A 23,877-nucleotide genomic window follows, 5' to 3' on the forward strand; every position below is an offset into this window, starting at 1 on the left:
TCGCCATGATGCGTTTACACCATGCGTCGCGGCATCCCAGGAGCGCGACATGCATACGAGATTCACTGTGCCGCGTTTCAACTCGCCTGGATTGGCGACGCGGTCTGGACGCGCTTCCAATCCAGTCCTTTCGAGCAAGGCTGACAGCTGCGCCGCGGTCGAATGACGCCGTCCTGCACGTGGGGCCAGCAGAACGAACCGGTCTCAAGCCACTTGGCTAACAGGCACACACCCGTGCCGTCCCAATAGATCAGCCTCACCCGGTCGGCGCGCTTGGCGCGGAACACATACATGGCGCCGGAGAACGGATCGGCCTGCATGCTCTCAGCACCAAGGCCGCGAGCCCTTCGGCACCCTTGCGGAAGTCGACCGGCCTGGTCGCCACCATCACTCGCACCGCGTCCATCGGACCGATCACGTGCAGGTCTTCAGCGCATGGATCACGGCCGCAATCGTCGCGGCATTCGCGCCGCGGCCGACCCGGACCGCGACGCCGTTGATCTCGATGATGCCGCTGCTCTCGGCACCCCGCCGAGGGCGTCGGCGCTGCCGCGGTGAGCGCTCCGACGGCGTGCACGATGGGGGAACGACAGCCGGCACGAACGTCTGCGGCTCGGAAGCCACCAGGGATCGCAGCCGCCTGCGCATTTGCCGGCGCCACGTAAACCGCTGTTGCGGCGACAATCCGTGCCGCCGCGCGACCTCCAATACCACGTGAGCGTCACGATAGGATCACCGGTGCCCGGGCTTGACTTGCGCGGAATGCTCTGGATAGCGCGGTCGGGATGATTGACGCCGCCGGGGCGCGGTGATGGGGTGATCCCGGTTCGGAGCGGGCAACGGGATCAGAATGAACAGCGAGTCGCAGCTGCGCGAGAAGCTTCGGAAGATCGAGGCGTTGTTCGTGGGGGCCGGAACTGCTGGTGAGCGCCTTGCGGCGGAAGCCGCGCTGCAGCGGGTGCGGGCCCGGGTCGAGGAACTCGCTCGCCACGATCCACCGATCGAACAGCAATTCTCACTTCCCGACCAGTGGTCTCGGCACCTTTTTCTGGCGCTTTGCCGCCGATATGGGCTGCGGCCGTTTCGTTATCGCCGGCAGCGACGCAACACGGTGATGGTCCGTGCGTCACGGGGCTTCGTCGATCGAGTCCTGCTGCCGGAGTTCACCGAGCTGGAGGGTGCGCTGCAAGTGTATCTGCACGAGGTGACGCTGCGCGTGATCCGCGAAGAGATCTACGACGACGCCAGCGATGCGCAGGAAGTTCCAGATGCGCTGCCGTCGAACTGATCAGGCGGCGAGCTTTGCCTGCGAACTATCGCGCTCGGCCTTCCAATTCCACGGCAACAGCATGTGCAGCTGATTGATCTTTGTACGTCCGGAGACGATGCGCTCGAGAACATCGGTCAGATAGTGCCGCGGGTCGATGTCGTGCAGCTTTGCCGTGTTGATGAGCGATGCAAGGGTGGTCCAGGTTTCGGCGCCGCCCTCACTGCCGGCGAACAAGTAATTCTTCTTTCCCAGGCCTATCGGCTTGATGCTGCGTTCGACGTATTGCTGTCGATCTCGATGCGCCCATCATCGATGAAGCGCGTCAGGCCTTCCCAATGGTTGAGGGTGTAGCGGATCGCCTTGCCAAGGCCGGATTTCTTCGAGACTTCCAGTAGCCGCGCCTCGAGCCAGGGTTTGAAGTCCTCGATCAACGGCCTGGTGTCGGTCTGCCGCACTGCAGCCCGATGCGCCGCCGGCAGACCGCGGATGCGATCCTCGATGGCGTAGAACATCGCGATCCGTTGCAGCGCTTCCGCAGCAATCGGCGACTTCGTCGCGACGTGAACGTCCCAGAACTTCCGCCGCGCATGCGCGAAGCAGAACGCCAATTGCACCAGATGGCCGCCGTTCTTGATCAGGCCCTTGTAGGCGGCATAGCCGTCGACCTGCAGGATGCCGTGGTAGTCCCCGAACAGCTGCTTGGCGCGGATCGCCTTGCGATCCTCAGCAAACATGTAGACTACCGCCGGCGGTGCCGGGCCGCCCCACGGACGGTCATCGGTGGCGATCGCCCAGAACTGGCAGACTTTGGTCTTGCCACGGCCGGGATCGAGAACTGGCAGCGGCGTCTCGTCGGCAAACAGCCGCGGGTAGGACATCATTGTGTCGCGCAACAGCGTGTGAAGCGGCTTCAGCCACCAGGCGGCGCGGCCCATCCACGAGGCCAGCGTCTGCCGATCGAGCGTGATGCCTTGCGCGGCGAACATCTGTTCCTGCCGATACAGCGGCAACTGGTAGCCGTATTTCATCACCGCGATGTGGGCCAGCAAGGCTTCCGTCACCATCCCGCCATCGATCGCCTGGGCCGGCGCAGGTGCCTGCATCACACCCTGGCGGCATCCCCGGCAGCCATACCGCGGACGCACAATGCGCTTGACCCGGTACTGCATCGGAACGACGTCGAAGGCTTCCTTGACGGTCTCCCCGATCTTGTGCAGCCGCTCGCCGCAGCAAGGGCAGATGTGGCTCTCGACATCGATTACGACATCGATGCGCGGCAAATGCTCCGGAAGCTTCCCCCGGTTGCGTCGCGCCGGTCGCTTTCCACGGCCCTCCGCTCCATCAGGCAGCCTGCCTCCGGTTACGTCGTCGTTGGCCGCGGCACGAGCCGCCTGTGCCGTGATGGTGAAGAGAGGCAGCTGTCCGGGATCCAGTGTCTCCGAGCGGGGACCGAAGATCGTGCGCTTGAACTGGGACAGGATCATCAGGAGCTTGTCGTTCTCCTGAACCGCAGCGTCGCGTTGGGCGATCGCCGCATCACGCTCGGCCGAAAGCGTGCTGCATTCCGCCGACAACGCCGCAAGCCTTGACGACAGCGCCATCACGGTGTGTCGGAGCAATGCTGGATTGGAAGGCAAATCACTCATGCAGAGTGATTTTACAACAACTCCGCATGAGTGACGAGCTACTCTTGATACGGATCAACCAGCCCGCGCTGGCTGATCCACAACCCGCATCGGCACACGCTTCCAGTCTGAGCCATCGAGCAGCACCGAGAGTTGAGCATGAGATAGCGGCATGACGCCTTCCTTGATCGGCGGCCAGGTGAACTGCCCCTCGATTCTTTTGTAGTAAAGGACAAGGCCGCTTCCGTCCCAGGTCAGGATCTTCACGCGATCTCGGCGCTTGGACCGGAAGACATAAAGTCCGCCGTCGTACGGATTGGCCCCAAACGCCTCGCTCACCAGCATCGCCAGTGAGTCCATCCCCCGACGGAAATCGATCGGCTGCGTCGCGATCCAGATCGACAACCCAGGTCGGAGCCCGATCATCGGCCAACCGTCCCGACTGCCGCAAGCACCTCGCACAGCGCCCGCCGGTCGACCGTCCCCCTGACACGGATGCGAACCGCGCCGACTTGGATCTCAATTGCTGCCTGCTCTTCGCGCGATGACAATTCGCCGCCGCAACCAGTGATCGCGACCGGCACAAAGCCAGGTGGCACATCTCCGTCCCGGCGCTCCGCGAGCTTCACCCGCGTGGTCTGACGACGCCACAGAAACAACAGGCTTGGGCTGATGTCGTGTCCTCGTGCCACCGCGGACACGCTTGCACCCGGCGCGAAACTCTCCGCGACAATCGCCGCCTTCGCATCGGTCGACCAGCGCCGACGCCGGCCCGTCCCGGTGATGATTTCGACACGCCGCAGCGTGTCGGCGCCGTGTTCGAGGATAGGCGTATGCCTATCCTTATCGCTATCCTTACGACTATCCTTCGACATTGTGACCTCGCGACCAACCATTCCGCGAGATTCTTCTAGCCGATCGGATCAGCCCTTAGCGCGTGGTCCCTGCATGACGCTCACAATACCACGGCCCGGAACCAGCGTCTCTCCACAAATCGCGCCTTGTCGTCGGCCGAGAACTGCCGGCGTCGGCCGCTCTCCGTGATGACCTGGACCCGACGAAACGAGGCCCTCGGCTCAAGCATACGTCAACCTCAGACACAAGCCGATCTCCAATCAGAGATCGATCATTCCTCGCTCGACGCCTTCAATGGAGGGGGACCGAAAACAGCGCTTACCAACAAACTCTGACCCTTGCTCGCTGGGCCAGCCCTCTTCAAATTTTCTGTGCGCGACGCGTTCAATTGCCGCGTTCGCACGGCTGCCTTGCTTGCCCTCACGGTCTCATGTTGCGCGTAGGAGGGGGGACCAGGCAAGGAAAACGAGTACCAGATAGAGGGCGAGAACGAGGCTGCACCGGCGAGAGGCCCAGTCGCTTGAAGATGAGACGGTCTTAACGTAGATAATCAGCGACAAATGAAATAGTTGTTTGTCGATCTTCGTTCGAGAGAAACTATCCGGTCCGTTGTTTGAACATTGTGCGCGGCGTTACGTACCACAGTAGGTAGAGAAGCGCGCCCCCATTCGTCAGCAGGGTGGTGGTAAGGGGCACGTTCAAAAGCAACTGCGGGAAGATCCCACCCGATAGCAGGATGAAACTTGCGGGCAAACCTGCAGATAGACGGTTTCCCAGTGCGACTACAAAGCCGCATGCGAGGACGGCAAATGGCGCCAAAAGCGGACCGACAGACGCAATGCCTTCCGTCGCGAATAAAGAGGCGTTTAAGTTTCCCAGTTGATAGTTCTTTGCCATCACGATCGACAGCTGGTCGCTGTAAGGGCATTGGACGAATGGCTTCAAAAACGAAATTTGGCAGAAATACGTGTAGTCATGCCTCGAAAAAAAATCATTGTACACATCAATAGCAGCGGAAGGAAAAGCAATCATCCTAAAGTTTATTGACCCGAAGTACTCTATAAAATGTTGATAAGAAATCGCTCCGGACTTGTACAGAACGGACAAGGCCAGGCCGGTCGACAGCGGAAGAAGTAGTGATAGCACCACGGCAATGCGAGGGTTAAACCTGGATAGCAATGTGAGAAGCAGCAGCCAGAACGGCGCAAGGAGTGTCAGCTTTGTGAGTGCGATTGGGTAGCACAGCAGCATCAGCAGGAGCGCTGCGCCGGCTCGTCGATGATTTCGGCGGGTCACGAAGCATGCAACTGCGAAAGGCAGCAGCGCGTTCGGGGTTATGCCGATTGCGTATCTCATAAAGGCGGGAAGGTCGAGTTCGCTGCGAGCGCTATACATTTCAGCGAGGCCGACAAATCTAAAATTGTAGATGGCGCCGGTTATGACGACCGCCATCCCCAATACGAGTATGAATGACAACAAGCGATCAAGCGCTTGCTCTGACAATACCAGCCTTTGCTTGATCGGCGACGTCAGGAATAGCGCCGGCGCGAGGAATGCCGACGCGCAGGAAAAAGCCGAAATGGCGTATAAGACATGATCGTATCGGAATAGCGAAAACTCGGCGAGCCAAAGATACCCGAGAACCATCGTGTAGAGATAGAACCCAACAAAATAGCCGAAGCTGAAGCGGGCAAACACGAATAGCGCAGAGACAACTGCAAACGGCGCAACCATCATAATGGCGCCGTAGAGGCGCGTCTTGTCGAACATAATCAATCTAAGATATGCGTAAGAATCCGCGACGAAGATCAGCGACAGGCAGCACGCGACGATGTGGAGGCCCAATAGTGTGCCTAGCCAGAGTTGGACGCGCCACCGCACTAAAAAACTCAGAAGTCTGTCAGACACGTTGCTCATACTCGCCTAGACAGGATTTCAGGGGGAGCGTTCAGCGCGCTGAAGCATCCGGATGATGCTAGACGTGAACGATGAAAGCGTGAACTGCACTGGCATGATTCGCGCTCGGCAACCCTGGGCCGCCTTGGCGGTTCATTCAAGATGCTGTCCATCCCAGTGCGAGCAGTTTTCTAGGCTTCGCAATCAGCGGACAGCCAATTCGGTGCCAAATCGAGCTTTGGCCGCCAGCCTTAAGGAGTACCTTAAGCCATAGTTCGGGAACTGGTATTAGCCAAGGAGGTCGGTTCAGGCTGGCTCGATAACGCGTAATCACATCGGAAACAGTAAGCGGCATCGGATCCGATACGATGAAGGTTTCACCGCGGGCGCGGGGATTGACCAGTGCAGTTGCCACGGCGGAACAGAAATTACCAACCGACAGCACCGACCGTCGAGCCGTTAGCGCTCCGAATGGCAATGGAAGCGGTAGGCGCGAGATTCTGTGAACGGTCGCAAAGTTGCCTTTCTCGCCGTCCCCGTAAATCGCAACAGGGCGTAAAATTGTAAACGAGACACCTGTCGACCGTACCGATAGCTCGGCGGCCAATTTTGACCGTCCGTAGGCGTTGCTTGGCCTAGGCGCATCATCCTCAGTCAATTCGCGATCGGAGAATGAGCCAGCCTGCGCGGCAATGGATGAGATCAAAACCAGATGACTGCCGGACCGAAGCGCCGCTCGGGCAAGATCTTCAGCTGCCTGGTGATTGACGCGGTCATACAAGTCTTCGTCGGCAAATGTGTGAGCTATTCCGGCGAGGTGGACGACGGCATTGCAATTCCGCAGTAGCGGCGTCCAATCGAAAGGCGCGGCCAGATCGGGGAGCGGCACTGCGACGACGTTGTGGCCCTGGGCCCTGGACGTTGTCCTGGAGGCCGCCACCACCCTGAAGCCTTGCTCGGCGAGATAGGGGACCAGATGGCGTCCAAGAAAGCCGCCCGAGCCGGTCACGAGTACGGTGGATTGATCATTCATGAGTAAAATGGCTCCGGGCGCTGCAATCACCGACTGCCGTGTGGGGTTTGGTAGAGCAGTTCGCCGGTTATTTGCCGCCCGTTTAGCGCTGCCGTCCCGTCAACTTGCGGCCGCCGTTCGTTTTCCAGCATCTGGTGAGAAAATTGTGCGGGGCGTTATGTACCACAACAAGAATAGAATGGCCGTTCCGTTGGTCAAAAACGCGATCGTGAGCGGTACGTTTAGAAAAACTTGCGGAAGCATGCCGATGGACAAAAGGATGAATTTAGGCGGCAAACCGCAAGACAGGCGGTTGCCGAGAGAGATTAGAAGCCCACAGGCCAGGACGGCCGCCGGCGCCGCAATCAGTCCTACCGAAGCGATTCCTTCTGTTGCGAACAAGGACGCATTGAAGTTGCCGATCTGATAGGTCCTTTGCATAAGGAGCGCTAACGGTTGATTGTATGGACAATTTCCCAGTGACTTCAGATAAGTGATCTGACAAAAATAAGTAAGATCGTGCGTCGAAAAGAAAGCAGAATACAAATCCAACCCGATGGAGGGTAGGGCGATCATCCTGAAATTGACGGTACCAAAATATACCGCAATTTGCGAGTGCGAGAGCACTTCGGCCTGGAACAACCATACCAACATGACCCCAATCGACGTAGGGAGAAGTAATGATATGACGACAGCGGCTCGAACCTCAAAGAGCCGGGATAGTAGCGCCAAAAATAGCAGCCAGAATGCCGCAAAGAGCGAAGCCTTGCTGAGGGTGATCGGGTAAAAGAGCGAGAGAAGCAGGATGACGCCCGCCGCTCGAAAAATTTGCCCGCGGGCAAAGAAGCATGCAAAGGCGAATGGCAACAGAGCATTCGACGTTACCCCCATCGCATATCCCAGCCACGTCGGAAAATTCAGTTCAGCTCGAAAGTTGTAGATTTCCGTTATGCCAACCAGCCTGAAGTTGTGAACAACACCAATTGCTGCAATCGCCGCCGCAAAAATCAGGATTGAGAGCAAGAGCCTCTCGAATGCACGGGCGGAGAGGACGTATCTTTGCTTGACCGGAGAGGTGATGAACAGTGCTGGCAGAAGAAATGCCAGAGCCGAAGCAAATGCTGACAAGGCTGCCAGTGAATGATCGTACTGGAATTTTGAAAAGACCACGAGCCATAGATAGCCAAGAACCATCGTGTAAAAATAGAACCCCAAAACGTAGCCGAAGCTGAATTCGGCGAATGTGAAAAGGATCGATACAAGGGCGAATGGAAAAATATTCAGCGCCGCCGACTGCAGGCGAATTTCATCGAACATGATGATCTGGAGATAGCCATAAAGTTCCGCGACGTAGACCAGCGATAGACAGCATACCCCGATATGAAAATATATCAGGAACGCCGGCCCAAGCCGGGGGCGTGGTGCCCCGAAGAAACTACGTGGGGCATCATCGGTTAGGTCGGTCATGCCGATCTCGTCAGAACGTGATGCTGGCAATCCCTGTACAGAAAATCGCGCCTGCCGTTCACGTTTTTCTCTCAGTAATATTTTGAACCAGCACAACAGATCCGGATGCGGTCAGAATAGAAATTGCGAGTGCGATAACTAGCAAGCTTGGTCGATCCCAGACATTCTTTACCGGCATCAGCGTCGGTATTTGTGACACCTGAGGCTCCTTGAAGTTACTCTGTTCAAACTGGGCGGCGACGAGAGCCGCCATCTGCGCACTGTGCTGCCGCTCCGCTGTCGTAAGATCGCGAACAAGTCTTGATCGCTCGAGCGCCAGTTCCCCCGCCAACGTCCATTGATTTGAAATCGTTTCGCGCAATTCTCGGGCACGTGCTTGATCGGCGTTGATTTCATCCGTTTGCGATGCCGGTGGGTCTCGCGTCGCCAGATTTGCCTGGGGAGATTCCAACTGGCGCTGAAGGTTGCTTGTAAAGGTATCGACGCGCTCGATCTCCCGCGCGGTATTCTTGACCTGCTGTTCAAGTTTTTCGGATGCTTTGGTTCCCAAGGTAATTCGGGACGCGATGTTTTCACGTAGTGCGCGAGCATGAGGTGCCAGATCCTTGATTACCTGGTCGGTGATGCTCTCCTGAAACGCCTTGGCATCGCTCTCGAAATCAGGTGGTATGGTGTTAATGATCAATACAGAACCGCCGTAGCCATCGACGATCGGATTTTGCAGACTTGCCAAAACGGAAGGGTTTTTAACTTTTCCAGCGATTGCCAACAGTGTAGCGGGTACATAGACGCCGGTGATCCGCCTCGCGACCAGGTCGGGCGCTTCAACGGCAGTGCCAATTTCGATCGATGATCGAATCTGCACGCGCTTGGGCATTGCGAAAATGGCCGTGGCAAGCACAGCAAATGTCAGGCCCATCACTCCCAGAAACAGGAATCGGCGCGACCAAATACTTTGCAGGATTGGAGCGGTCATCGGCTGGAGTCGCTTCTAGGCAATGGATCGGCACAAATTGGAATATCGAGCGGCTAGTCTCCTGTTCCTAAGGGTTAAGCGAATTGATCGGTCAAGTCTATCATTCGGGTTGGACTTGTTGTCTCTCCGAAAATTTCTAATCGACGATGGCGCTTCCAATGCAGAATTGGTTCCGAAACGACTTGATTTATATGGGCTTTTCCGAATATAGACACGGCGTATCGACCCGCACTCGCCCTGTGCGGGTATGACCTAGAGTCGGCTGCCGCCCTGACCGGATAAAGGAACTGCCATGATCAGATTTGGCTTGCTCGGGTGCGGGCGCATTGCCAAGCGTCACTCCGAACTGCTGGGCGGCGGTCATATCGGCCAGGCCAGTCTCGTCGCTGTCTGCGATCCCATTCGGGCACGCGCGGATGCAATTGCGTCGAAGTTCGGCGTTCCGGCACACTACGATATCGATGGCTTTCTTGCGCGGAACGACCTTGATGCGGTTGCGGTGCTGACGCCCAGCGGCATGCATCCCCAACATGCAATTGCCTGCGCGAAGGCGGGCAAACATGTTGTTGTCGAAAAGCCAATGGCGCTTCGGCTGCAGGATGCAGATGATATGATGCGCGCTTGCGACCAGGCCGGCGTCAAGCTTTTCGTCGTCAAGCAAAACCGCTTCAACGTTCCCGTGGTCAAGGCGCGCGAGGCGCTGGAAGCCGGTCGCTTCGGTCGTCTGATCCTGGGGACGGTGCGCGTGCGCTGGTGCCGCGATCAAAGCTACTATGATCAGGACGCCTGGCGCGGCACCTGGGCCTATGACGGCGGCGTCCTCACCAATCAAGCCAGTCATCACATCGACATGCTGGAGTGGTTCTTCGGGGACGTGGTGAGCGTTCATGCCCGGGCCACGACTGCCCTGGTGAAGGTCGAGACCGAAGACACCGCCGTGGCGACGGTGAAATTCCGCAACGGCGCATTGGGGATCATCGAAGCCACCACCGCGGTTCGGCCAAAGGATCTCGAAGGCTCTCTCTCCATCCTCGGCGAGAAAGGCACCGTGGAGATCGCAGGTTTCGCAGTCAATCAGATCAGGCACTGGAATTTCGTCGACGCGCTGCCGAGCGACCAGGTCGTCATCGAGAAGTTCTCGGTTAATCCGCCAAATGTCTACGGCTTTGGCCATCAGGCCTATTACCAGCACGTCGTCGACTGCCTCTTGCATCAGCGCGCCGCGCTGGTCGACGGCTTGCAGGGCCGCAAAAGCCTCGAACTGATTTCAGCCCTCTACGAGTCGATCGAGACGGGGCAGGAGGTCGCGCTTCGCTTCGAGCCCCGGCGGAGCAGGCTCGGAGTGATCTCGTGAGCGGTAAGCCGGAAGTGCACCAGGTCGGCGTGCGCGAGGTGAAATTCGGCCAGCGGGTCAAATTGGTGGAGCCTTGTAATCTCTACGGTTGCGAGATCGCAGACGACTGCTTTGTCGGCCCGTTCACCGAGATCCAGACGGGTGCGGTCGTCGGGGCGCGGAGCCGCGTGCAGTCGCATGCCTTCATCTGCGAATTGGTGTCGATCGGCGAAGATTGCTTCGTCGGGCACGGCGTGATGTTCATCAACGATACGTTTTCGACCGGCGGTCCGGCGCGCGGGCGCCGGGACTTGTGGCGTTCGACGAAGATCGGCAATCGGGTTTCGATCGGTTCCAACGCGACGATCATGCCGGTATCCATCGCCGATGATGTCGTGATCGGAGCCGGCGCGGTGGTCACCAAAGACATCGCCGAAGCCGGCAGCTATGCCGGAAATCCCGCCCGTCGTCTCAAGGGCGACACCTAGGGAGTAGCTATGCCAGTACCTTATGCGGATCTCGGGCTTCAGTATCAGTCCATCAAGGATGAGATCGACAGTGCGATCGCTGCGGTCATTCGCGATAGCGCCTTCATCCGCGGGCCGTATGTCGACGCCTTCGAGCGGGAGTTCGCGGCTGCTGCGAGCGTCAAGCACTGCGTGTCCTGTGCGAACGGCACGGACGCGCTCTACCTTGCGATGGCCGCGCTCAAGCTCAAGCCGGGAGACGAGGTCATCACGACCGCACATTCTTGGATTTCGACCTCCGCGATGATCACGCATGCGGGCGCGCAGGTCGTGTTCTGCGATACCGACGGCGAGACCTTCACGATCGATCCGGCGGCAGTCGAGGCGGCGATCACGCCCCGGACCGTCGGGATCATCCCGGTGCATCTCTACGGTCAGCCGGCGGATATGGACCCGATCATGGCAATCGCGCGCAAGCACGGCTTCTGGGTGATCGAGGACTGCGCCCAAGCCCATCTGGCGCGATACAAGGGACAGCCGGTTGGAACCTTTGGAGCGGCTGCGACTTATTCGTTCTACCCGGGTAAAAATCTCGGGGCATTCGGCGATGCCGGTGCGGTTGTGACTGATGACGCGGCCCTTGCCGAGCACATGACCATGCTGGCCCGTCACGGCGGCTTGGTGAAGCACAAGCACCTGATCGAAGGCATCAACAGCCGCCTGGACGGAATGCAGGCGGCGATCCTGTCGACGAAGCTGAAGCATCTTGAAGCCTGGACCAAGGCGCGCCAGGACGCCGCGGCGGTCTATGATGCAGGCCTCAATCAGATCGATGGCCTTGAGATGCCCCAAGTCGCGCCGGATCGCACCCACGTCTTTCATCTATACACGATCAAGCATAAGAAGCGCGATGCGCTCGCCTCGTACCTGAGCGCCAACGGAGTGCAGACGGCGATCAACTACCCGACCGCCCTGCCGCTGCTGCCCGCATATGTGCGCTTAAGGCACCGCCCCGAACAATTCCCGAGAGCTTTCGACGATCAGAACAAGATCCTTTCGCTGCCGATGTTCGCCGAAATCACGAGCGAGCAGCAGGACGAGGTGATCAGGCTCATCCGGAATTTCTAGCTGAGCCCACGATTGTGCGTCGAGACACGTTCCTGTCCAGTGGGAGTACGCATTCCGGCGTGGGTTCGGTGAGCCTTGCGTCATCGGCATCCGCAGACCCGTTGACTGCAGGAACTGAGTAGGCTCCTCCGGTGTGACAATCGAGCCAAGTGATTTCCGCGCGACCGCCGAACGCTGCGATTCACTTTGCAAATCAAGCTAAGCCTTGTCGTTTGAGGACGTGCAGAGCCCGCCCTGGAGCCGGCCGGACCCACAATGCTCGGGTAAAAAATTGAGCGAGGGGTTAGATACCACAGCAAAAAGGTCAATGCTGCACCATAAGTTACGAACGAAATTGTTAGCGGCACGTTGACCGTCTGTACGAGAACGCCCGTGGACAGAAGCCCAAACCTCGAGGGCAGGCCCGCGGATGCGCAATTTCCGAGCGCTATAATCGCCCCACAGAGCAGGGCGGCGACGGGAGCCCAAATCATCCCGACCGAAGCGATGCCTTCGGTTGCAAACAGGGACGCATTGAACTGGACGGGCCACCATCCTGAAGTTCACCAAGCTGAAATAAGCAATACACTGCTGATACGAGATCGCACCGGCTTCAAATAGTCTGGCCAGAAGCACACCCAGCAAGACGGGCAACAGGGGGGAAAGCACGACGGTTGTTTTGATTTCGAAAAACGCGATCCCAGGGTCAGCAACAGCAGCCAGGCGGGTGCGAACAGTGCAAGTTTGCTCAACGTGATCGGGTAGAACAGCAGCAAGACCACCAGCACCGACTCCGGCTTCCACGGGTTCTTCTGTGTGAAAAAGTATGCGAGCGCAAACGGCAGCAGGACGTTCGAGGTGATGCCCATTGCATACTGTAGCCAACTTGGAAACTGGAGCTCGTTCCGAAAGCTGTATATATCGGAAACACCAACCAGCTTCAGGTTGAAGAAGGCGCCCCACCCCACAATGACCGCCTAGGCGATAAGGAGCGCGGTCATCAGCCTCCGAAAAGAAACCGCCGAGACGACGGGCCGGGGCTCGGGTGGCAGAGGTAATGAATAGTGCAGGAACGAGGAATGCGAGCGCTGATGTAAAAGCAGAAACGTATGCCGGGGAATGATCGCAAGGAAATTTCGAAAGTTGGATCAGCCAAAGAAAACCAAGGATCATGGTGTAGAAGTAAATCCAAGCACATACCCAAAGCTGAATCGGGCAAGAGAAAAGAGAATTGAGATGGGGGCGAACGCGGCGACACTCAAGCTGGCCGCGAACAGCACGTCGGCAGTTGTCTCAGACAGCCTCAATGATGCGATCAGCGATACGATATGAACGTGCGTACTACTGAGGGTTTGGGCATTTGTTGTCGGTGGTGTTTCGCGATCAGCTTCGGAGTGGACTTCGTCCAACTATAGTCAAGCGTGAGGATATGGTCGAGTCGGATCGACTTCCAGTAGTCGATGAACGTGGCAAGTTCAACGTCCGCACTGTCAAGTTGCGATCCAGCGGGGCCTCACTGGCAGCTCATTGAGCAGCTCGGGAGGACAAGCCTTGCAGAATGGCTCGATAGGTACTGGTCGAAGCTTCCTTGGTATATTTGAGGGCGGCTTTTGCCGCTCGACGGCTCCTTTCATCTGTGATTGCCCGACTTGCCGCCGCCTCGCGCACCGCCTGGGCGAGCAGAGGCGGGTCTTCCGGGGGCACAATCCAGCCAATATCTTCCTCGGCTACAGCCAGTGCGACCTCGGAATGCGCTTCCGTCGCAACGATAACGGCACGTCCCACCGCGAGAAAATTGTAGAGGCGACTTGGGATGGAAACGCCGGCGACATTTTGTCGATAAGGAATAATCCACACATCGGCAGCCGCCAGAAAATCGGCTAGCTGATCCTCCGGTACCGGATCCAGCAGGGTGACGTTCTCGAGCTTTTCGGAGTCTTGAAGAGCCTTTAATTCCGTCCAGCCGATTCCCCATCCGGAGAGAACGAAATGGATGTTCTGCTCCTTTCGCAGCAGCCTTGCAGCTTCGAATACGGTGCGAGGTGCGTGCGTGAAGCCGAGATTGCCGCATAGTCCGACAACGAATTGCGCGGAAGAGGCTTCTCTGAAAGGATTCTCATCATCGAGCTCGCGGAACCCAATCGGAAGCAGCGTCCAGTTCGGCACAAAATGGATATTTTCCGCGCTTACACCCCTGTAACTCAGCAGAAGCGGAGGCACGTCACGGCCGATCACAAATATTGCGTCCAAAGACGCAAAGAGCCAAGCATTAGCAAGGCGCAAGGCGCGTGCGACGAGGGAGGTTCGCCTCACAATGCCGGCTGCGATGAGCGCCTCCGGATAGAGGTCGTAGATCAAGACTGCGGTTTTGGCACGTCGCAGCCTCGCGGCGAGCGTGATCGCATAGGGCAGGGTGAAAGGGCTAGTAACCGACATGACGACATCGCCCGCTCTTGCACGGCGGTAAACCGCGCAGAACATCCGGATCGCAAGTGCCGAACTTGCAAACAGGCGCCTGCCGAGCGCGTGCTTGGGTGGCTTCCAGTTGGTGATCTCGACGACATCGTGCATGCTCTTTTCAGGCGCTTCCTGCCTGGCCGAGCCTGCCGTTCCTGAGAGCACCACAGCCTTCATATCCAAAGCAACGGCCTGGGCAATCGCACCGAGATAGATTGCCGTCGTGGTTTCGTCGGGCGGATAGAACTCGGTCGCAAGTATAAAAGTCGGAGACTTCCGCACGTCGCTATCCAATCTGCGCGACAAATTTGTCGATCTCGAACGCATATTTGCTGTCTACGTTCAAAACGCCGTCACGGTCGAAAAAGACTGCGGGGCGGAGCACCTGGCCCATACCTGTGCTTTGTTGATCTCTGCTCATTCCCGCCTGGCCTTGGGTCATTTAACGATTGAATTTATTCCATGTTCACGCTTAACACGTTCCAGAACGGCCAGCTATCTCGATTGGAACGTATCCGGGACGCTGCCTCTGAGTGGCGGCGTCTACCGGACGCCGGTGTCTATGGCGCCAGGGGTTGACCCGCGACTCCTGATAAGTGCAAGAAGGTCGCAAGAATGCGTTCTGCGCGGCGCTTTTTTGGGTGCTTCGCGCTCGAGTTCACAGATAGTGGGAACAAGGAAGATGAGTAAACGGATCGCTCTCATCACCGGTGTGACCGGTCAGGACGGCGCCTATCTGGCCGAGTACCTGCTCTCGCTCGGCTATGTCGTGCACGGCATCAAGCGGCGTTCGTCCTCGTTCAACACCGCCCGGGTCGATCATCTCTACCAGGATCCACATGTCGGGAGCGTCCCCTTCCTGATGCACTACGGTGACATGACGGATTCGACCAATCTGATCCGTCTGGTTCAGCAGATCCGGCCGACCGAGATCTACAATCTCGCCGCCCAGAGCCACGTCGCCGTCAGCTTCGAGAGCCCCGAATACACCGCCAATGCCGACGGCATCGGCGTCCTGCGCCTGCTGGAAGCGATCCGCATCCTCGGCATGGAGAAGGAGACGCGGTTCTACCAGGCTTCGACCTCTGAGCTCTATGGCCTCGTGCAGGAGATCCCGCAGAAGGAGACCACGCCCTTCTATCCTCGCTCGCCCTACGGCGTGGCAAAGCTTTACGGCTACTGGATCACGGTGAATTACCGCGAGGCCTATGGCATGTTCGCGAGCAACGGCATCCTGTTCAACCACGAGAGCCCGATCCGCGGCGAAACCTTCGTCACCCGCAAGATCACGCGCGCTGTCGCCCGCATCGAGGTCGGCCTGGAGGAGACGCTCTATCTCGGCAATCTCTCCGCCAAGCGCGACTGGGGCCATGCGCGCGACTATGTCGAGGGCATGCACAAGATCCTGCAGGCCGACAAACCCGACGATTTTGTGCTTGCCACCGGCGAGATGCATTCCGTGCGCGAGATGGTCGAGCTGTCGTTCGCGCAGGTCGGCCGCCGCATCGCATGGCGCGGCGAGGGCGTCGAGGAAACCGGCGTCGATGAGAAGAGCGGCAAGACGGTCGTGAAGATCGATCCGACCTATTTCCGTCCCACCGAGGTTGATCTCCTCGTCGGCGACGCCAGCAAGGCACGCGAGGTGCTTGGCTGGGCGCCGAAGCGGAGCTTTGCACAACTCGTCGCGGAGATGATGGCGAGCGATCTGGCGGGCGCAAAGCGGGATGCGGCGAGTGGCAAACGCACCGTTTGAGCTGAAAGGCAAGAGCGTCTACGTCGCCGGCCATCGCGGCATGGTCGGCAGCGCGATTGCGCGCCGGCTGGTGCGGGAGGACGTCAAGCTCGTCACCATGGACCGGCGGGAGGTCGATCTGTGCAACCAGGCCGCTGTGTTCGACTGGTTCGCGAAGGCGCGGCCGCAGGTGATCTTCCTCGCCGCGGCAAAGGTCGGCGGCATCGTCGCCAACAACACGCTGCGCGCCGAATTCATCTACGACAACATCGCGATCGCGGCCAACGTGATCCAGGCCGCGCATCAGAACGGCGCCGACAAGCTGATGTTTTTGGGCTCGTCCTGCATCTACCCGAAATTGGCGGCGCAGCCCTTGCGCGAGGACTCCGTGCTGACCGGCCCGCTGGAGCCGACCAACGAGCCTTATGCAATTGCAAAAATCGCCGGGATCAAGATGGCTGAGGCCTACCGCAGCCAGTACGGGTGCGACTTCATCAGCGTGATGCCGACCAATCTCTACGGCCCCGGCGACAATTATCACCCCGAAATGAGCCACGTGGTCGCGGCCCTGATCCGCCGCTTCCACGAGGCCAAGGTTTCGGGCGCGGAGAATGTCGTCGTCTGGGGCACCGGCACGCCGCGGCGCGAGTTCCTTTATGTCGATGACATGGCCGATGCCTGCGTGCACTTGATGAAGACCTATTCGAGTGCCGAGCTGGTCAACATCGGCACCGGGGAGGACATCACGATCGCCGAGTTCGCGCGGGTCGTCGCCGAAATCGTCGGTTACAGCGGCGAGATCAGTTTTGACAGCTCGCGTCCCGACGGCACGCCGCGCAAGCTGCTCGACGTCAGTCGCCTCGCAAAACTTGGCTGGCGCGCGACGACGTCGCTCACGGAGGGAGTGAACTGTGCTTACGAGGCCTACTTGTCAAATAGATAGATTGCGTCTGTCTCCGCCATATCATTCTCTCTGTTCATGGCGAGCCGCTTTTCAATCGGCCATGCTGGAGCTGTTGCAGAGGTCGCGGCCCCATATAGTCCGTTGACGTCGAGCTCGGGCGGGTTCGATCATAAGCAGATGACTCTGATCGCGCGGAACTCTAGAGTATCCGCAGGCCCTATTTAAAGCGGAGGAAGGTCTGCGACTCGCAACGATCGACGGCGGCTGAATATCGGAAATTATTCATCTCGTTGTCTATGAAGAAAACACTGTAAGCCCAGCGTTCCGTGGCTCCGCTTCGCAGGCAGACGATCCACGGGATGGACGAGTTCGCGGGCGCTGGGATTGGTGCCGATATTTCGAGCGGTGGTTGAAGCTTCCGCCTGGGCTGCCGCGGCTTTGAGATAGTTGATCACAGTTGGGGCCGATAGATCTGGGGGGCTGTTTGGGTAAGCTGCGGAAGGTCGGCAATGGATGAACAGGCTGCCAAAGAGGCAGCGACTGCGATCGCGAACAGGGTACCAGACCAGTGACGGCGGCCATGGCTGGCGGTGTCCGGTCGAATCGAGGACATGAGATCTCCCACCGATTCTGGTTGGACATACAACAGAGCCCATTTTGAACGATACTGAATGATCAAGTGTGTCTCTCTCGCAACATCAGAATTGTTCCGTCGATCGTCGAACGGCCTGTGCCTTCACAGGGAGCCGAATTCGGCCTTTGATGATGGCCGACCCGGGGAAGAGATTTACCGGACATCTTTTTAAGTGAGGCTCAAGAGGCCGTTTCTTCAGTGCAAGCGGTCCCTTGTTTGCGGGAGGGGCGTCGATGCCAACGCAGATACGGACTGTCGCCACATCAATTGCCTGGACCGTGATCGTGGGCGTCATCATCCTCTATTTGATTCTCGGTCCGAGCTAAGCTGCCCGCCTATGTTTCGATGATAGCATGCAAAGCGTCACTGATATCGAGAGATGCAAGGTGACGGAGAAAAGCCTCCCGACAGCGGTACAAGGCTGTTTCATGTCAATGGGAGTTGGACTGGGACCCCCGGCGTCCCAAGGGGCTCTTATGGAACTTTGGTGCAGCCGTGGTCATCCTGGGACGGACGGTGATCACGGTCGCGGCGCCGTCACAGTCGGGGCCCTCCACATCAAACCTGCGAGGAACCAGGGCGGACGGACGTAGGGCTCGCTGCGTCAGGTTGATTCCTTTGTGAAAGCAACGCGAGCCGGCTTGAAACTCATCAGAGGTGAGTCAGCGCCCTTGTTCCACGCCGAAACACACTTTCCGCCTTCATGGTCGCGAAGCACCGCCGGATTGGTTCTGCAGCAGCGAACTGTACCTCGTTCTCGATCGGATATTCGGTTGACCAGGGACGAAGTTGGCCGGGTCCTGCATTCGACGACGGCTGCTGATCTCCTTCAACAAGAACAGCCGTCTCAACTGTGCTGCGTTCATTAGCGTTTCGAATAGCGTGAACATCTCGCGGGCCTGCACGTAAACTTCCACGCTAATGGTGTGCTGATCGAAGCCATACGATGCGAGACGTGCTTCGATTTCGTCTGCCGCAATGCGATCGAGCCGCCAATCAAGCGCGTTCTGAGTGATGTAGCGTTCGGCGTCATGTTTGAAGTCAGGCACGATGTCGGGCACATCTATCCGACGAAGCGTAATCTCTATTGCTTTTTGTCGATATGATTCCAGCAGCTTATGCCGCAGAATTCGGTAGTGCTGCATCTCCCAGGACAGCTCCGCAATATCAATGGCAAGCAGCCACTCGATCGCCGATTGGGGGGCTATGTCGCGGAAGATGACGGCCTGGAGAGCGCGATACTTCTCGATGCTTTCGCCGGGCAGAAGTTGGGGAGCAGGACACAGGACTTGAAATTCGACCGGAATAGCGGATGTGGTGGCAGGCGTGGCGTTGCTGAAGGGGCCATTCATTGACGTGTGACCTCCGGTCGGACCGGCGATGAAGCATCGAAAGTGGCCACGTTCGGACTAGCGTGGTCATGAACGGGGCTTGCTGCCCATAACTCGCTCGCGGCAGGCAAAGGCGATATCTGCATATCCTCCCACCATGCCTTTTCGTTGCCATACCGATGGAGAGCCTGATGGTGAGAGCGGCATAATGGGACTGTGAATTCGTCGCTCACCTTGCGCCCGAGTGTTCGCGGCTGGGCGAACTTGAGGTGGTGGGCATCGGATGGAGCCTGCTTGCAGACCAGGCAGGGCTGTGCCCGGATAAAAGCAAGGTGGGCCTTGCTCCGCTTGCGAGGGGGCTCTTTGGGGAAGGCGAGGCCGCCCCCTCGCTGATCCGCCGGCCCACCGGAGCTTGAGCCTGGGCTAGCGGCTTGGGAGAGGGAAAGTTCTTCCGTCGGTTCCTGTCCGGGGGCGCGCTCAGCCTCGGATGGTGGCAGATCGGCTTCGGTCTCAAGGTGGGCCGTCTCCTCGAACCTCACCTGATAGGCCGCCTCAAGCACCCGGGCGTCGGCCTCTAGGAGGGTGTTCTTCAGGGGAAGGCTGGCTTTGGCCCAAGCCAGGAGGTCGTCGCTATTCCCAAAAGCTACCGCCAGCTCGGCCAGCAGCCGCTCCCGTAGCTCAGCGGATTGCTAGGGCTTCAGGACAGCCGCTCGGTTCAAGACGGCTTTGGCGGGCTTTGCTTTCGGACCGGGAGCCATTTGCGGCTGGGCGGCCGCGGGAGGTCCGGCAATTGCATCAGGGGCGTCGAGGTCGTCCTCACCGGCAATGCCAACCAGAGCAAATAGGGCGTAGCGGCGCGCATACGTCAATGAGGCTCCCATCCGATGCGGCGCTTCGATCTCCTTTGCGGCGCAGACCGGCCAATCGGAGGAGATCCATTCGCCGGAGGCATGGGCCAGCAGGGTCGTGAGACGCACTTGACCGCTGCCGGAGTCGATCCGTGTGGTCTGGACGGTTGCGATCTCCTGCTGGCTCAGCGTCTTGCGGACGATGTCCAGGCCCGAAGCCAGGGAGGCGTAGCGGAAGGTCCGGTCGTCCTCCCGGGGGAAGGGGGACCGGATTACCGCCGTGAGGGTCTTTTCCGGGTTGGTAAGCTCGGCCTGCGCCCGGGCGAGGGCGCCCGCGATCGCCCCGATCCGCTCACTGGATTGATGCATCGGACCCCTCCAAGACGAGAGCGTCGAAGCTGATGGCGCCGGACTTGGAGCGCTTGGCCTTGATCCCATGCCCGCTTGCCTCCTTGGCATCCTCGGGCACGAGCTTCTTCAGCTCAGCTTTGGAGAGCTCGTGCTCCCCGTGGGCGTCCTTGGTGCGGAGATAGGTTGCAGCGAACTCGCCCCAGGCATTGGACGAAGCCATATCGACGACCTTAACGGTCTCCAGCCTTGGTCGCGGCGTTTCGATGTTGAAGAGCAGAGGCGCATCGCCGCTCTGAACGCAGCGCCAGAACTTCTTCTCGGCGGTGAGCAGCAGATGCTGATAGAGCGGATCAGCGTGAATCTTGATCTCAACCCATTTGCCACCGCCGGTGATGATCGAGAGTACGGACGAGCGAGCGGCGACCACCCACATATTATGCTGCAGCTGTGCCATATGCTTTTCGGCGGCGGCCTCCTCCGTGAACGCCCAGGGCAGCATGAACTTGGCCTCGAACACCGCTCCAGTCTGCTCGACCATGCCATCGAGTGTTGCCGACATCCATTTGTGCACGGGATGCCGAACGCGCTTCTGGATGTCCGAGATGGTTTGTCCTGTCGAGCGCTGGTACCAAGCGCGATTGAGAACCTCTGTTATCGTGCCGAGCTGGACGATGAGATTATCCGAGAGATCTTCTCGTGCGACCTCTCCACGTTTCTCTTGCCAAAGGCGGGTGAGCTTGTCCTGGTCGTCGCCCATGATGACACGCGCATCTGAGCCGCCGATGAAGTGGCGGCGGTCATTGGGGTTGAACCTGATGATGTGATTGGGCGCATCGACGCCGTTTGCTTGAACTGTTGTCACCGGTATCTCCTATGCAAAAACAAGCGGCTTCACTTGCCGCACTGCCTGAAGCCCCGCGTCTGCGAGGCGAGATACCGGCGCTAGGATCGAAGGTGGCACCCGGTAGAATCAGTAACGCTCCAATCGCGGATGAAGGCCAGTCCTTTCTGCAGCAACAATCTTGCTCGTTTTAGCGGCAGGAATGGCTCTTGTTCTCGCGCGCTTAGGGCAAGGAAGGGACGAGGCTGACCGGTAGTACAAAGACCGACAAAACGAAGCCAATTCACGATGGACAGCAAAGACCTGGATGCAAAAGGCGCGCTTGCAGCGAACGATGTTGTCCGCTCCCATGACCGATTGAAATCAAGCCGTGATTGTCGGAAGATTGGCGGGTACCCTCCCAACTTGGGCCTGTGAGATTTGAAGCGTCCGGCAGTATTTTTCGACCGTGATGGCGTCCTCAATGAGGACGATGGCTATGCTTTCGACCCCGGCAAGATCCGGTGGGTAGAAGGAGCTCGAGAGGCCGTCAAGGCAGTCAATGACGCCGGGTATCTTGCGTTTGTCGTGACCAACCAATCAGGAATTGCGAGGGGGCTATACGAGGAGCGGCATGTTCGCGATCTGCACGAATGGATGTCGCGTGAACTCGCTATCGTTGATGCCCGTATCGATGCGTTCGAATTTTGCCCACATCACCCGGACGGTCTGATTGAGCGTTACCGTGTCCTCTGCGACTGTCGTAAGCCGCAGCCGGGCATGATCAGAGCCCTCCTTGAGCGGTATCCGGTGGACATCGATGCTAGCTTCCTGGTCGGTGACAAGCAGAGCGATCTTGCTGCGGCGCAAGCGGCCGGAATAGCAGCCTATCTGTTTGATGGATCAAACCTCCACACGTTCATTGCGCCGTTATTGACGGATTCGTCGTATCCTCCGGAGCGGTCACCATCGCATCGTGGAGAAGCCGGAACCGAGGATTGAGGCTCGGCCTTGCCGGCAAATGGATTGCTCGATTGTTAAGTAGAGAAATCAAGGAGGTAAGTTGGCGTCAAAGCGACAAATCGAAGCCAATCGCGCAAACGCAACGAGGAGCACCGGGCCGCAAACAAGCGCCGGCAAAGCAGCATCGAGCCGCAACGCCTATCGGCATGGCTTATCTCGTTGGGACGAACCCGCTGGTTCTGATTTCGCTGGCTTCGATGCAGTTCTTGCGGAAGACTTCAAAGGTACGGACATGGATGTCGCAGTTCAAGATTTGGCTCAAGCTAGGAGTCGCCAGGATCGCCTGCGTGCTCTTAGGCTAATTCTGATCTTGGCGGTGATCGACGGCTCGGAACCAAAGCAAATGAGATATCTCTCGAGCTTGGAACGGTATGAGAAGGCTGCTCTCTCGCGGCAAAGGCGGGGGCTCAAACATTTGAAGCGGAATGCCGGATGAGAACCACGAGCTGAGAAGGATATTGGCAGGGTAGGGTCTCAGGCCGGGGAGCGTCGCGCCGAGTGGACGGGCTGCTAGTATTTTAAAGTCTTGGAGGCTGCATGAACTACATTTTCCCACTGCTGGCTGTCGCGATCACCATCGGCCTGTTTGTGCTCTACGCGATGGGGCGGCAGAACTTGCGTCGATCCCGCCGCTCCGATGAGGTTCCTCACCGGCCGGATGCGAGCCTGAGATAGCGATCCGCCGTAGAAGCGTCTATTCCCATACGCAGGCGCATCGAAAAACCGAAAATGAGCTTGCGCCGTCGGGCAAAGCAACAGATAGAGCCTCCTTGGAAGTAGCCGTTTTCGGTCGAGGAAGAGATGAGACGAGCGCTTGCCATAGTGATGATGCTAATCTTGCCGACGTCGCTGAACGCCGGATCAACGATCGTGGGGGCGGGCTCGCAATCTTGTACCGCTTGGTTGAATAGGAAGAAGAACTTAGTTGTTAAGGCAGCCTTTGAATCCTGGGTCGTGGGCTTCGTCAGCGGGCTTAACGTGAGTGCCGAGAGAGACATTGTCGGCGGCGGCGATTTCTCCGCGATCGTTGCTTGGATGGACCGGCGCTGCAAATCTAATTCTTCAGATCAAATCGGAGTTGCAGCTCTGGATCTAGCGATGGAATTGGCCGGTAACGCGACGAAGCGCTGATCAGCTAGACACGCCAGTTGAGGCCGCTAACGTCCTTAGGCCGGGCGGAGCCGCCCGTATTCGCGGAGACACATGTGCGGATCAAGCTACCCGAGACAGACCTAAAGTCAGTGCAAAGCCTTGGTAGCATTGAGCTCAAAGACGAAAGGGGCGGACACGTCGGCCAATACTTTTTCGGAAAGGGGCACGGCCGGACCGTCTTCCTATTCGGGAAGTACAAGGGCACTTTCAAGACCCACGCTGAGTGTCAAGCGTTCATCGATGGCGTTACCGCTGTGATTGATGACAACCGCAGTTCCCGCAGCAAGGAAACTGAAGCGTGATGGCAATAGCTTCGATAGCTTGAGTTTTGCGGCAGTTCGCGCATTCTTCTGGCGCGCCAATGGCAGCGCAGACCCGAGCAAGTGTTTGAGCTTGGTAAAGACCTGTTCGATCGGGTTCAGCCGGGTGAGTATTTTGGCTGACACGCATTCCTCGCGCCAGCCATTCCGGCTTACGGGAAAGGGCCAGCCCGTATGGCTGGCCCTTTAAGTATATTACGTAAGCCGTCAGTAACGAGAAGCCGACGCGGCGCCCCAATTGAACCGGTAGTTCAGGCCGGCCTTGATGGTGTGCTCGTCATTGCGGAAGCCGACGGC

At 58.4% G+C, this 23,877-nt stretch carries 23 protein-coding genes and 3 pseudogenes; 11 read left to right on the top strand and 15 right to left on the bottom strand.

The window, feature by feature from the left end; translation table 11 throughout:
• Positions 1–77: 77 nt before the first annotated feature.
• Both tnpB (AC0L2F_RS20015) and AC0L2F_RS20020 read right to left on the bottom strand, forming a co-directional pair.
• Positions 78–406 (bottom strand): annotated as a pseudogene (gene tnpB, locus AC0L2F_RS20015) (IS66 family insertion sequence element accessory protein TnpB).
• A gap of 8 nt (positions 407–414) precedes the next feature.
• Positions 415–714, bottom strand: a complete 300-nt coding sequence (locus tag AC0L2F_RS20020) for a transposase (protein ID WP_473249570.1) — start codon at positions 712–714, stop codon at positions 415–417.
• Between the two features lie 136 nt (positions 715–850).
• On the opposite strand from AC0L2F_RS20020, the gene AC0L2F_RS20025 reads away from it, so the two are divergent.
• Complete coding sequence (locus AC0L2F_RS20025) at positions 851–1,288, top strand: hypothetical protein (RefSeq protein WP_018457659.1); 438 nt, start codon at positions 851–853, stop codon at positions 1,286–1,288.
• On the opposite strand, the pseudogene tnpC reads toward AC0L2F_RS20025, so the two are convergent.
• The 7 genes and pseudogenes from tnpC to AC0L2F_RS20060 form a co-directional block, all read right to left on the bottom strand.
• Positions 1,289–2,871: pseudogene (gene tnpC / locus AC0L2F_RS20030) on the bottom strand (IS66 family transposase).
• A 99-nt stretch (positions 2,872–2,970) separates the two neighbouring features.
• Complete coding sequence (gene tnpB / locus AC0L2F_RS20035; RefSeq protein ID WP_038952245.1) at positions 2,971–3,321, bottom strand: IS66 family insertion sequence element accessory protein TnpB; 351 nt, start codon at positions 3,319–3,321, stop codon at positions 2,971–2,973.
• Entirely contained in the window at positions 3,318–3,770 is a 453-nt protein-coding gene (gene tnpA / locus AC0L2F_RS20040) for an IS66-like element accessory protein TnpA (RefSeq protein WP_148745815.1), read from the bottom strand. The genes tnpB (AC0L2F_RS20035) and tnpA overlap by 4 nt, the downstream gene beginning before the upstream one ends.
• 577 nt (positions 3,771–4,347) lie before the next feature.
• The gene (locus AC0L2F_RS20045) at positions 4,348–5,520 is read right to left on the bottom strand and encodes a hypothetical protein (protein WP_473249571.1); all 1,173 of its coding nucleotides are present in this window, start codon (positions 5,518–5,520) and stop codon (positions 4,348–4,350) included.
• A gap of 283 nt (positions 5,521–5,803) precedes the next feature.
• Positions 5,804–6,679 carry an NAD-dependent epimerase/dehydratase family protein gene (locus AC0L2F_RS20050; protein WP_473249572.1) on the bottom strand — a complete coding sequence of 292 codons (876 nt, stop codon included), beginning with the start codon at positions 6,677–6,679 and terminating at the stop codon, positions 5,804–5,806.
• Positions 6,680–6,778: 99 nt separating this feature from the next.
• Entirely contained in the window at positions 6,779–8,125 is a 1,347-nt protein-coding gene (locus AC0L2F_RS20055) for a hypothetical protein (protein ID WP_473249574.1), read from the bottom strand.
• Positions 8,126–8,183: 58 nt separating this feature from the next.
• Positions 8,184–9,101 (bottom strand): hypothetical protein, encoded by a 918-nt coding sequence (locus AC0L2F_RS20060; protein WP_473249575.1) that lies wholly within the window; start codon positions 9,099–9,101, stop codon positions 8,184–8,186.
• 292 nt (positions 9,102–9,393) lie between these two features.
• Here AC0L2F_RS20060 and AC0L2F_RS20065 point away from each other — a divergent pair, with 292 nt between their 5' ends.
• Genes AC0L2F_RS20065 through AC0L2F_RS20075 form a run of 3 tightly spaced genes read left to right on the top strand, consistent with a single transcriptional unit; the run spans position 9,394 to position 12,029 of the window.
• The gene (locus AC0L2F_RS20065) at positions 9,394–10,455 is read left to right on the top strand and encodes a Gfo/Idh/MocA family protein (RefSeq protein ID WP_473249576.1); all 1,062 of its coding nucleotides are present in this window, start codon (positions 9,394–9,396) and stop codon (positions 10,453–10,455) included.
• Positions 10,452–10,922 carry an acyltransferase gene (locus tag AC0L2F_RS20070; RefSeq protein ID WP_473249577.1) on the top strand — a complete coding sequence of 157 codons (471 nt, stop codon included), beginning with the start codon at positions 10,452–10,454 and terminating at the stop codon, positions 10,920–10,922. Before AC0L2F_RS20065 ends, AC0L2F_RS20070 begins: the two co-directional genes overlap by 4 nt.
• 9 nt (positions 10,923–10,931) lie before the next feature.
• Complete coding sequence (locus AC0L2F_RS20075; protein WP_473249579.1) at positions 10,932–12,029, top strand: DegT/DnrJ/EryC1/StrS family aminotransferase; 1,098 nt, start codon at positions 10,932–10,934, stop codon at positions 12,027–12,029.
• Between the two features lie 542 nt (positions 12,030–12,571).
• On the opposite strand, the gene AC0L2F_RS20080 is transcribed toward AC0L2F_RS20075, so the two are convergent.
• Positions 12,572–12,877 carry a hypothetical protein gene (locus AC0L2F_RS20080; RefSeq protein WP_473249580.1) on the bottom strand — a complete coding sequence of 102 codons (306 nt, stop codon included), beginning with the start codon at positions 12,875–12,877 and terminating at the stop codon, positions 12,572–12,574.
• Positions 12,878–13,151: 274 nt separating this feature from the next.
• Between AC0L2F_RS20080 and AC0L2F_RS20085 the strand changes: the two genes are divergently transcribed.
• Positions 13,152–13,340, top strand: coding sequence for a hypothetical protein (locus AC0L2F_RS20085; RefSeq protein ID WP_473249581.1), 189 nt, complete (start codon positions 13,152–13,154; stop codon positions 13,338–13,340).
• Between the two features lie 192 nt (positions 13,341–13,532).
• On the opposite strand, the gene AC0L2F_RS20090 is transcribed toward AC0L2F_RS20085, so the two are convergent.
• Positions 13,533–14,747 carry a glycosyltransferase family 4 protein gene (locus AC0L2F_RS20090; protein WP_473249583.1) on the bottom strand — a complete coding sequence of 405 codons (1,215 nt, stop codon included), beginning with the start codon at positions 14,745–14,747 and terminating at the stop codon, positions 13,533–13,535.
• 400 nt (positions 14,748–15,147) lie between these two features.
• Here AC0L2F_RS20090 and gmd point away from each other — a divergent pair, with 400 nt between their 5' ends.
• Positions 15,148–16,218: a GDP-mannose 4,6-dehydratase gene (gene gmd, locus AC0L2F_RS20095; protein ID WP_473249584.1), complete on the top strand. Its 1,071-nt coding sequence runs from the start codon at positions 15,148–15,150 to the stop codon at positions 16,216–16,218.
• Complete coding sequence (gene fcl, locus AC0L2F_RS20100) at positions 16,199–17,140, top strand: GDP-L-fucose synthase (protein ID WP_473249585.1); 942 nt, start codon at positions 16,199–16,201, stop codon at positions 17,138–17,140. Before gmd ends, fcl begins: the two co-directional genes overlap by 20 nt.
• A 1,296-nt stretch (positions 17,141–18,436) precedes the next feature.
• On the opposite strand, the gene AC0L2F_RS20105 is transcribed toward fcl, so the two are convergent.
• The 3 genes and pseudogenes from AC0L2F_RS20105 to AC0L2F_RS20115 all read right to left on the bottom strand — a co-directional run bounded on the left by AC0L2F_RS20105 (position 18,437) and on the right by AC0L2F_RS20115 (position 21,127).
• Positions 18,437–19,087, bottom strand: a complete 651-nt coding sequence (locus tag AC0L2F_RS20105) for a hypothetical protein (protein ID WP_473249586.1) — start codon at positions 19,085–19,087, stop codon at positions 18,437–18,439.
• Positions 19,084–20,283: pseudogene (locus AC0L2F_RS20110) on the bottom strand (ERF family protein). The gene AC0L2F_RS20105 and the pseudogene AC0L2F_RS20110 overlap by 4 nt, the downstream one beginning before the upstream one ends.
• Positions 20,267–21,127 carry a YqaJ viral recombinase family protein gene (locus tag AC0L2F_RS20115; RefSeq protein ID WP_473249587.1) on the bottom strand — a complete coding sequence of 287 codons (861 nt, stop codon included), beginning with the start codon at positions 21,125–21,127 and terminating at the stop codon, positions 20,267–20,269. The pseudogene AC0L2F_RS20110 and the gene AC0L2F_RS20115 overlap by 17 nt, the downstream one beginning before the upstream one ends.
• A gap of 399 nt (positions 21,128–21,526) precedes the next feature.
• On the opposite strand from AC0L2F_RS20115, the gene AC0L2F_RS20120 reads away from it, so the two are divergent.
• From AC0L2F_RS20120 to AC0L2F_RS20135, 4 genes are all read left to right on the top strand, one after another.
• Positions 21,527–22,087: a D-glycero-alpha-D-manno-heptose-1,7-bisphosphate 7-phosphatase gene (locus AC0L2F_RS20120; protein ID WP_473249588.1), complete on the top strand. Its 561-nt coding sequence runs from the start codon at positions 21,527–21,529 to the stop codon at positions 22,085–22,087.
• Between the two features lie 61 nt (positions 22,088–22,148).
• Positions 22,149–22,544, top strand: coding sequence for a hypothetical protein (locus tag AC0L2F_RS20125; RefSeq protein WP_473249589.1), 396 nt, complete (start codon positions 22,149–22,151; stop codon positions 22,542–22,544).
• 101 nt (positions 22,545–22,645) lie between these two features.
• Positions 22,646–22,783 carry a hypothetical protein gene (locus AC0L2F_RS20130; RefSeq protein WP_473249590.1) on the top strand — a complete coding sequence of 46 codons (138 nt, stop codon included), beginning with the start codon at positions 22,646–22,648 and terminating at the stop codon, positions 22,781–22,783.
• Between the two features lie 126 nt (positions 22,784–22,909).
• A complete protein-coding gene (locus tag AC0L2F_RS20135) occupies positions 22,910–23,239 on the top strand; it encodes a hypothetical protein (RefSeq protein ID WP_473249591.1) in 330 nt (109 codons plus the stop codon).
• A 203-nt stretch (positions 23,240–23,442) separates the two neighbouring features.
• Here AC0L2F_RS20135 and AC0L2F_RS20140 read toward each other — a convergent pair whose 3' ends face one another.
• Positions 23,443–23,706 carry a hypothetical protein gene (locus AC0L2F_RS20140; protein WP_473249592.1) on the bottom strand — a complete coding sequence of 88 codons (264 nt, stop codon included), beginning with the start codon at positions 23,704–23,706 and terminating at the stop codon, positions 23,443–23,445.
• Positions 23,707–23,877: the final 171 nt, after the last annotated feature.

This window comes from Bradyrhizobium sp. Ken64, assembly GCF_055807555.1.

What these genes read in the sequence shown, in the direction of transcription:
- AC0L2F_RS20025 (WP_018457659.1), top strand. Translation starts at nt 851, where the DNA reads ATGAACAGCGAGTCGCAGCTGCGCGAGAAGCTTCGGAAGATCGAGGCG.
- tnpB (WP_038952245.1), bottom strand. Translation starts at nt 3,321, where the DNA reads ATGATCGGGCTCCGACCTGGGTTGTCGATCTGGATCGCGACGCAGCCG.
- tnpA (WP_148745815.1), bottom strand. Translation starts at nt 3,770, where the DNA reads ATGTCGAAGGATAGTCGTAAGGATAGCGATAAGGATAGGCATACGCCT.
- AC0L2F_RS20045 (WP_473249571.1), bottom strand. Translation starts at nt 5,520, where the DNA reads ATGTTCGACAAGACGCGCCTCTACGGCGCCATTATGATGGTTGCGCCG.
- AC0L2F_RS20050 (WP_473249572.1), bottom strand. Translation starts at nt 6,679, where the DNA reads ATGAATGATCAATCCACCGTACTCGTGACCGGCTCGGGCGGCTTTCTT.
- AC0L2F_RS20055 (WP_473249574.1), bottom strand. Translation starts at nt 8,125, where the DNA reads ATGACCGACCTAACCGATGATGCCCCACGTAGTTTCTTCGGGGCACCA.
- AC0L2F_RS20060 (WP_473249575.1), bottom strand. Translation starts at nt 9,101, where the DNA reads ATGACCGCTCCAATCCTGCAAAGTATTTGGTCGCGCCGATTCCTGTTT.
- AC0L2F_RS20065 (WP_473249576.1), top strand. Translation starts at nt 9,394, where the DNA reads ATGATCAGATTTGGCTTGCTCGGGTGCGGGCGCATTGCCAAGCGTCAC.
- AC0L2F_RS20075 (WP_473249579.1), top strand. Translation starts at nt 10,932, where the DNA reads ATGCCAGTACCTTATGCGGATCTCGGGCTTCAGTATCAGTCCATCAAG.
- AC0L2F_RS20080 (WP_473249580.1), bottom strand. Translation starts at nt 12,877, where the DNA reads ATGGGCATCACCTCGAACGTCCTGCTGCCGTTTGCGCTCGCATACTTT.
- gmd (WP_473249584.1), top strand. Translation starts at nt 15,148, where the DNA reads ATGAGTAAACGGATCGCTCTCATCACCGGTGTGACCGGTCAGGACGGC.
- AC0L2F_RS20105 (WP_473249586.1), bottom strand. Translation starts at nt 19,087, where the DNA reads ATGAATGGCCCCTTCAGCAACGCCACGCCTGCCACCACATCCGCTATT.
- AC0L2F_RS20130 (WP_473249590.1), top strand. Translation starts at nt 22,646, where the DNA reads ATGAACTACATTTTCCCACTGCTGGCTGTCGCGATCACCATCGGCCTG.
- AC0L2F_RS20135 (WP_473249591.1), top strand. Translation starts at nt 22,910, where the DNA reads ATGAGACGAGCGCTTGCCATAGTGATGATGCTAATCTTGCCGACGTCG.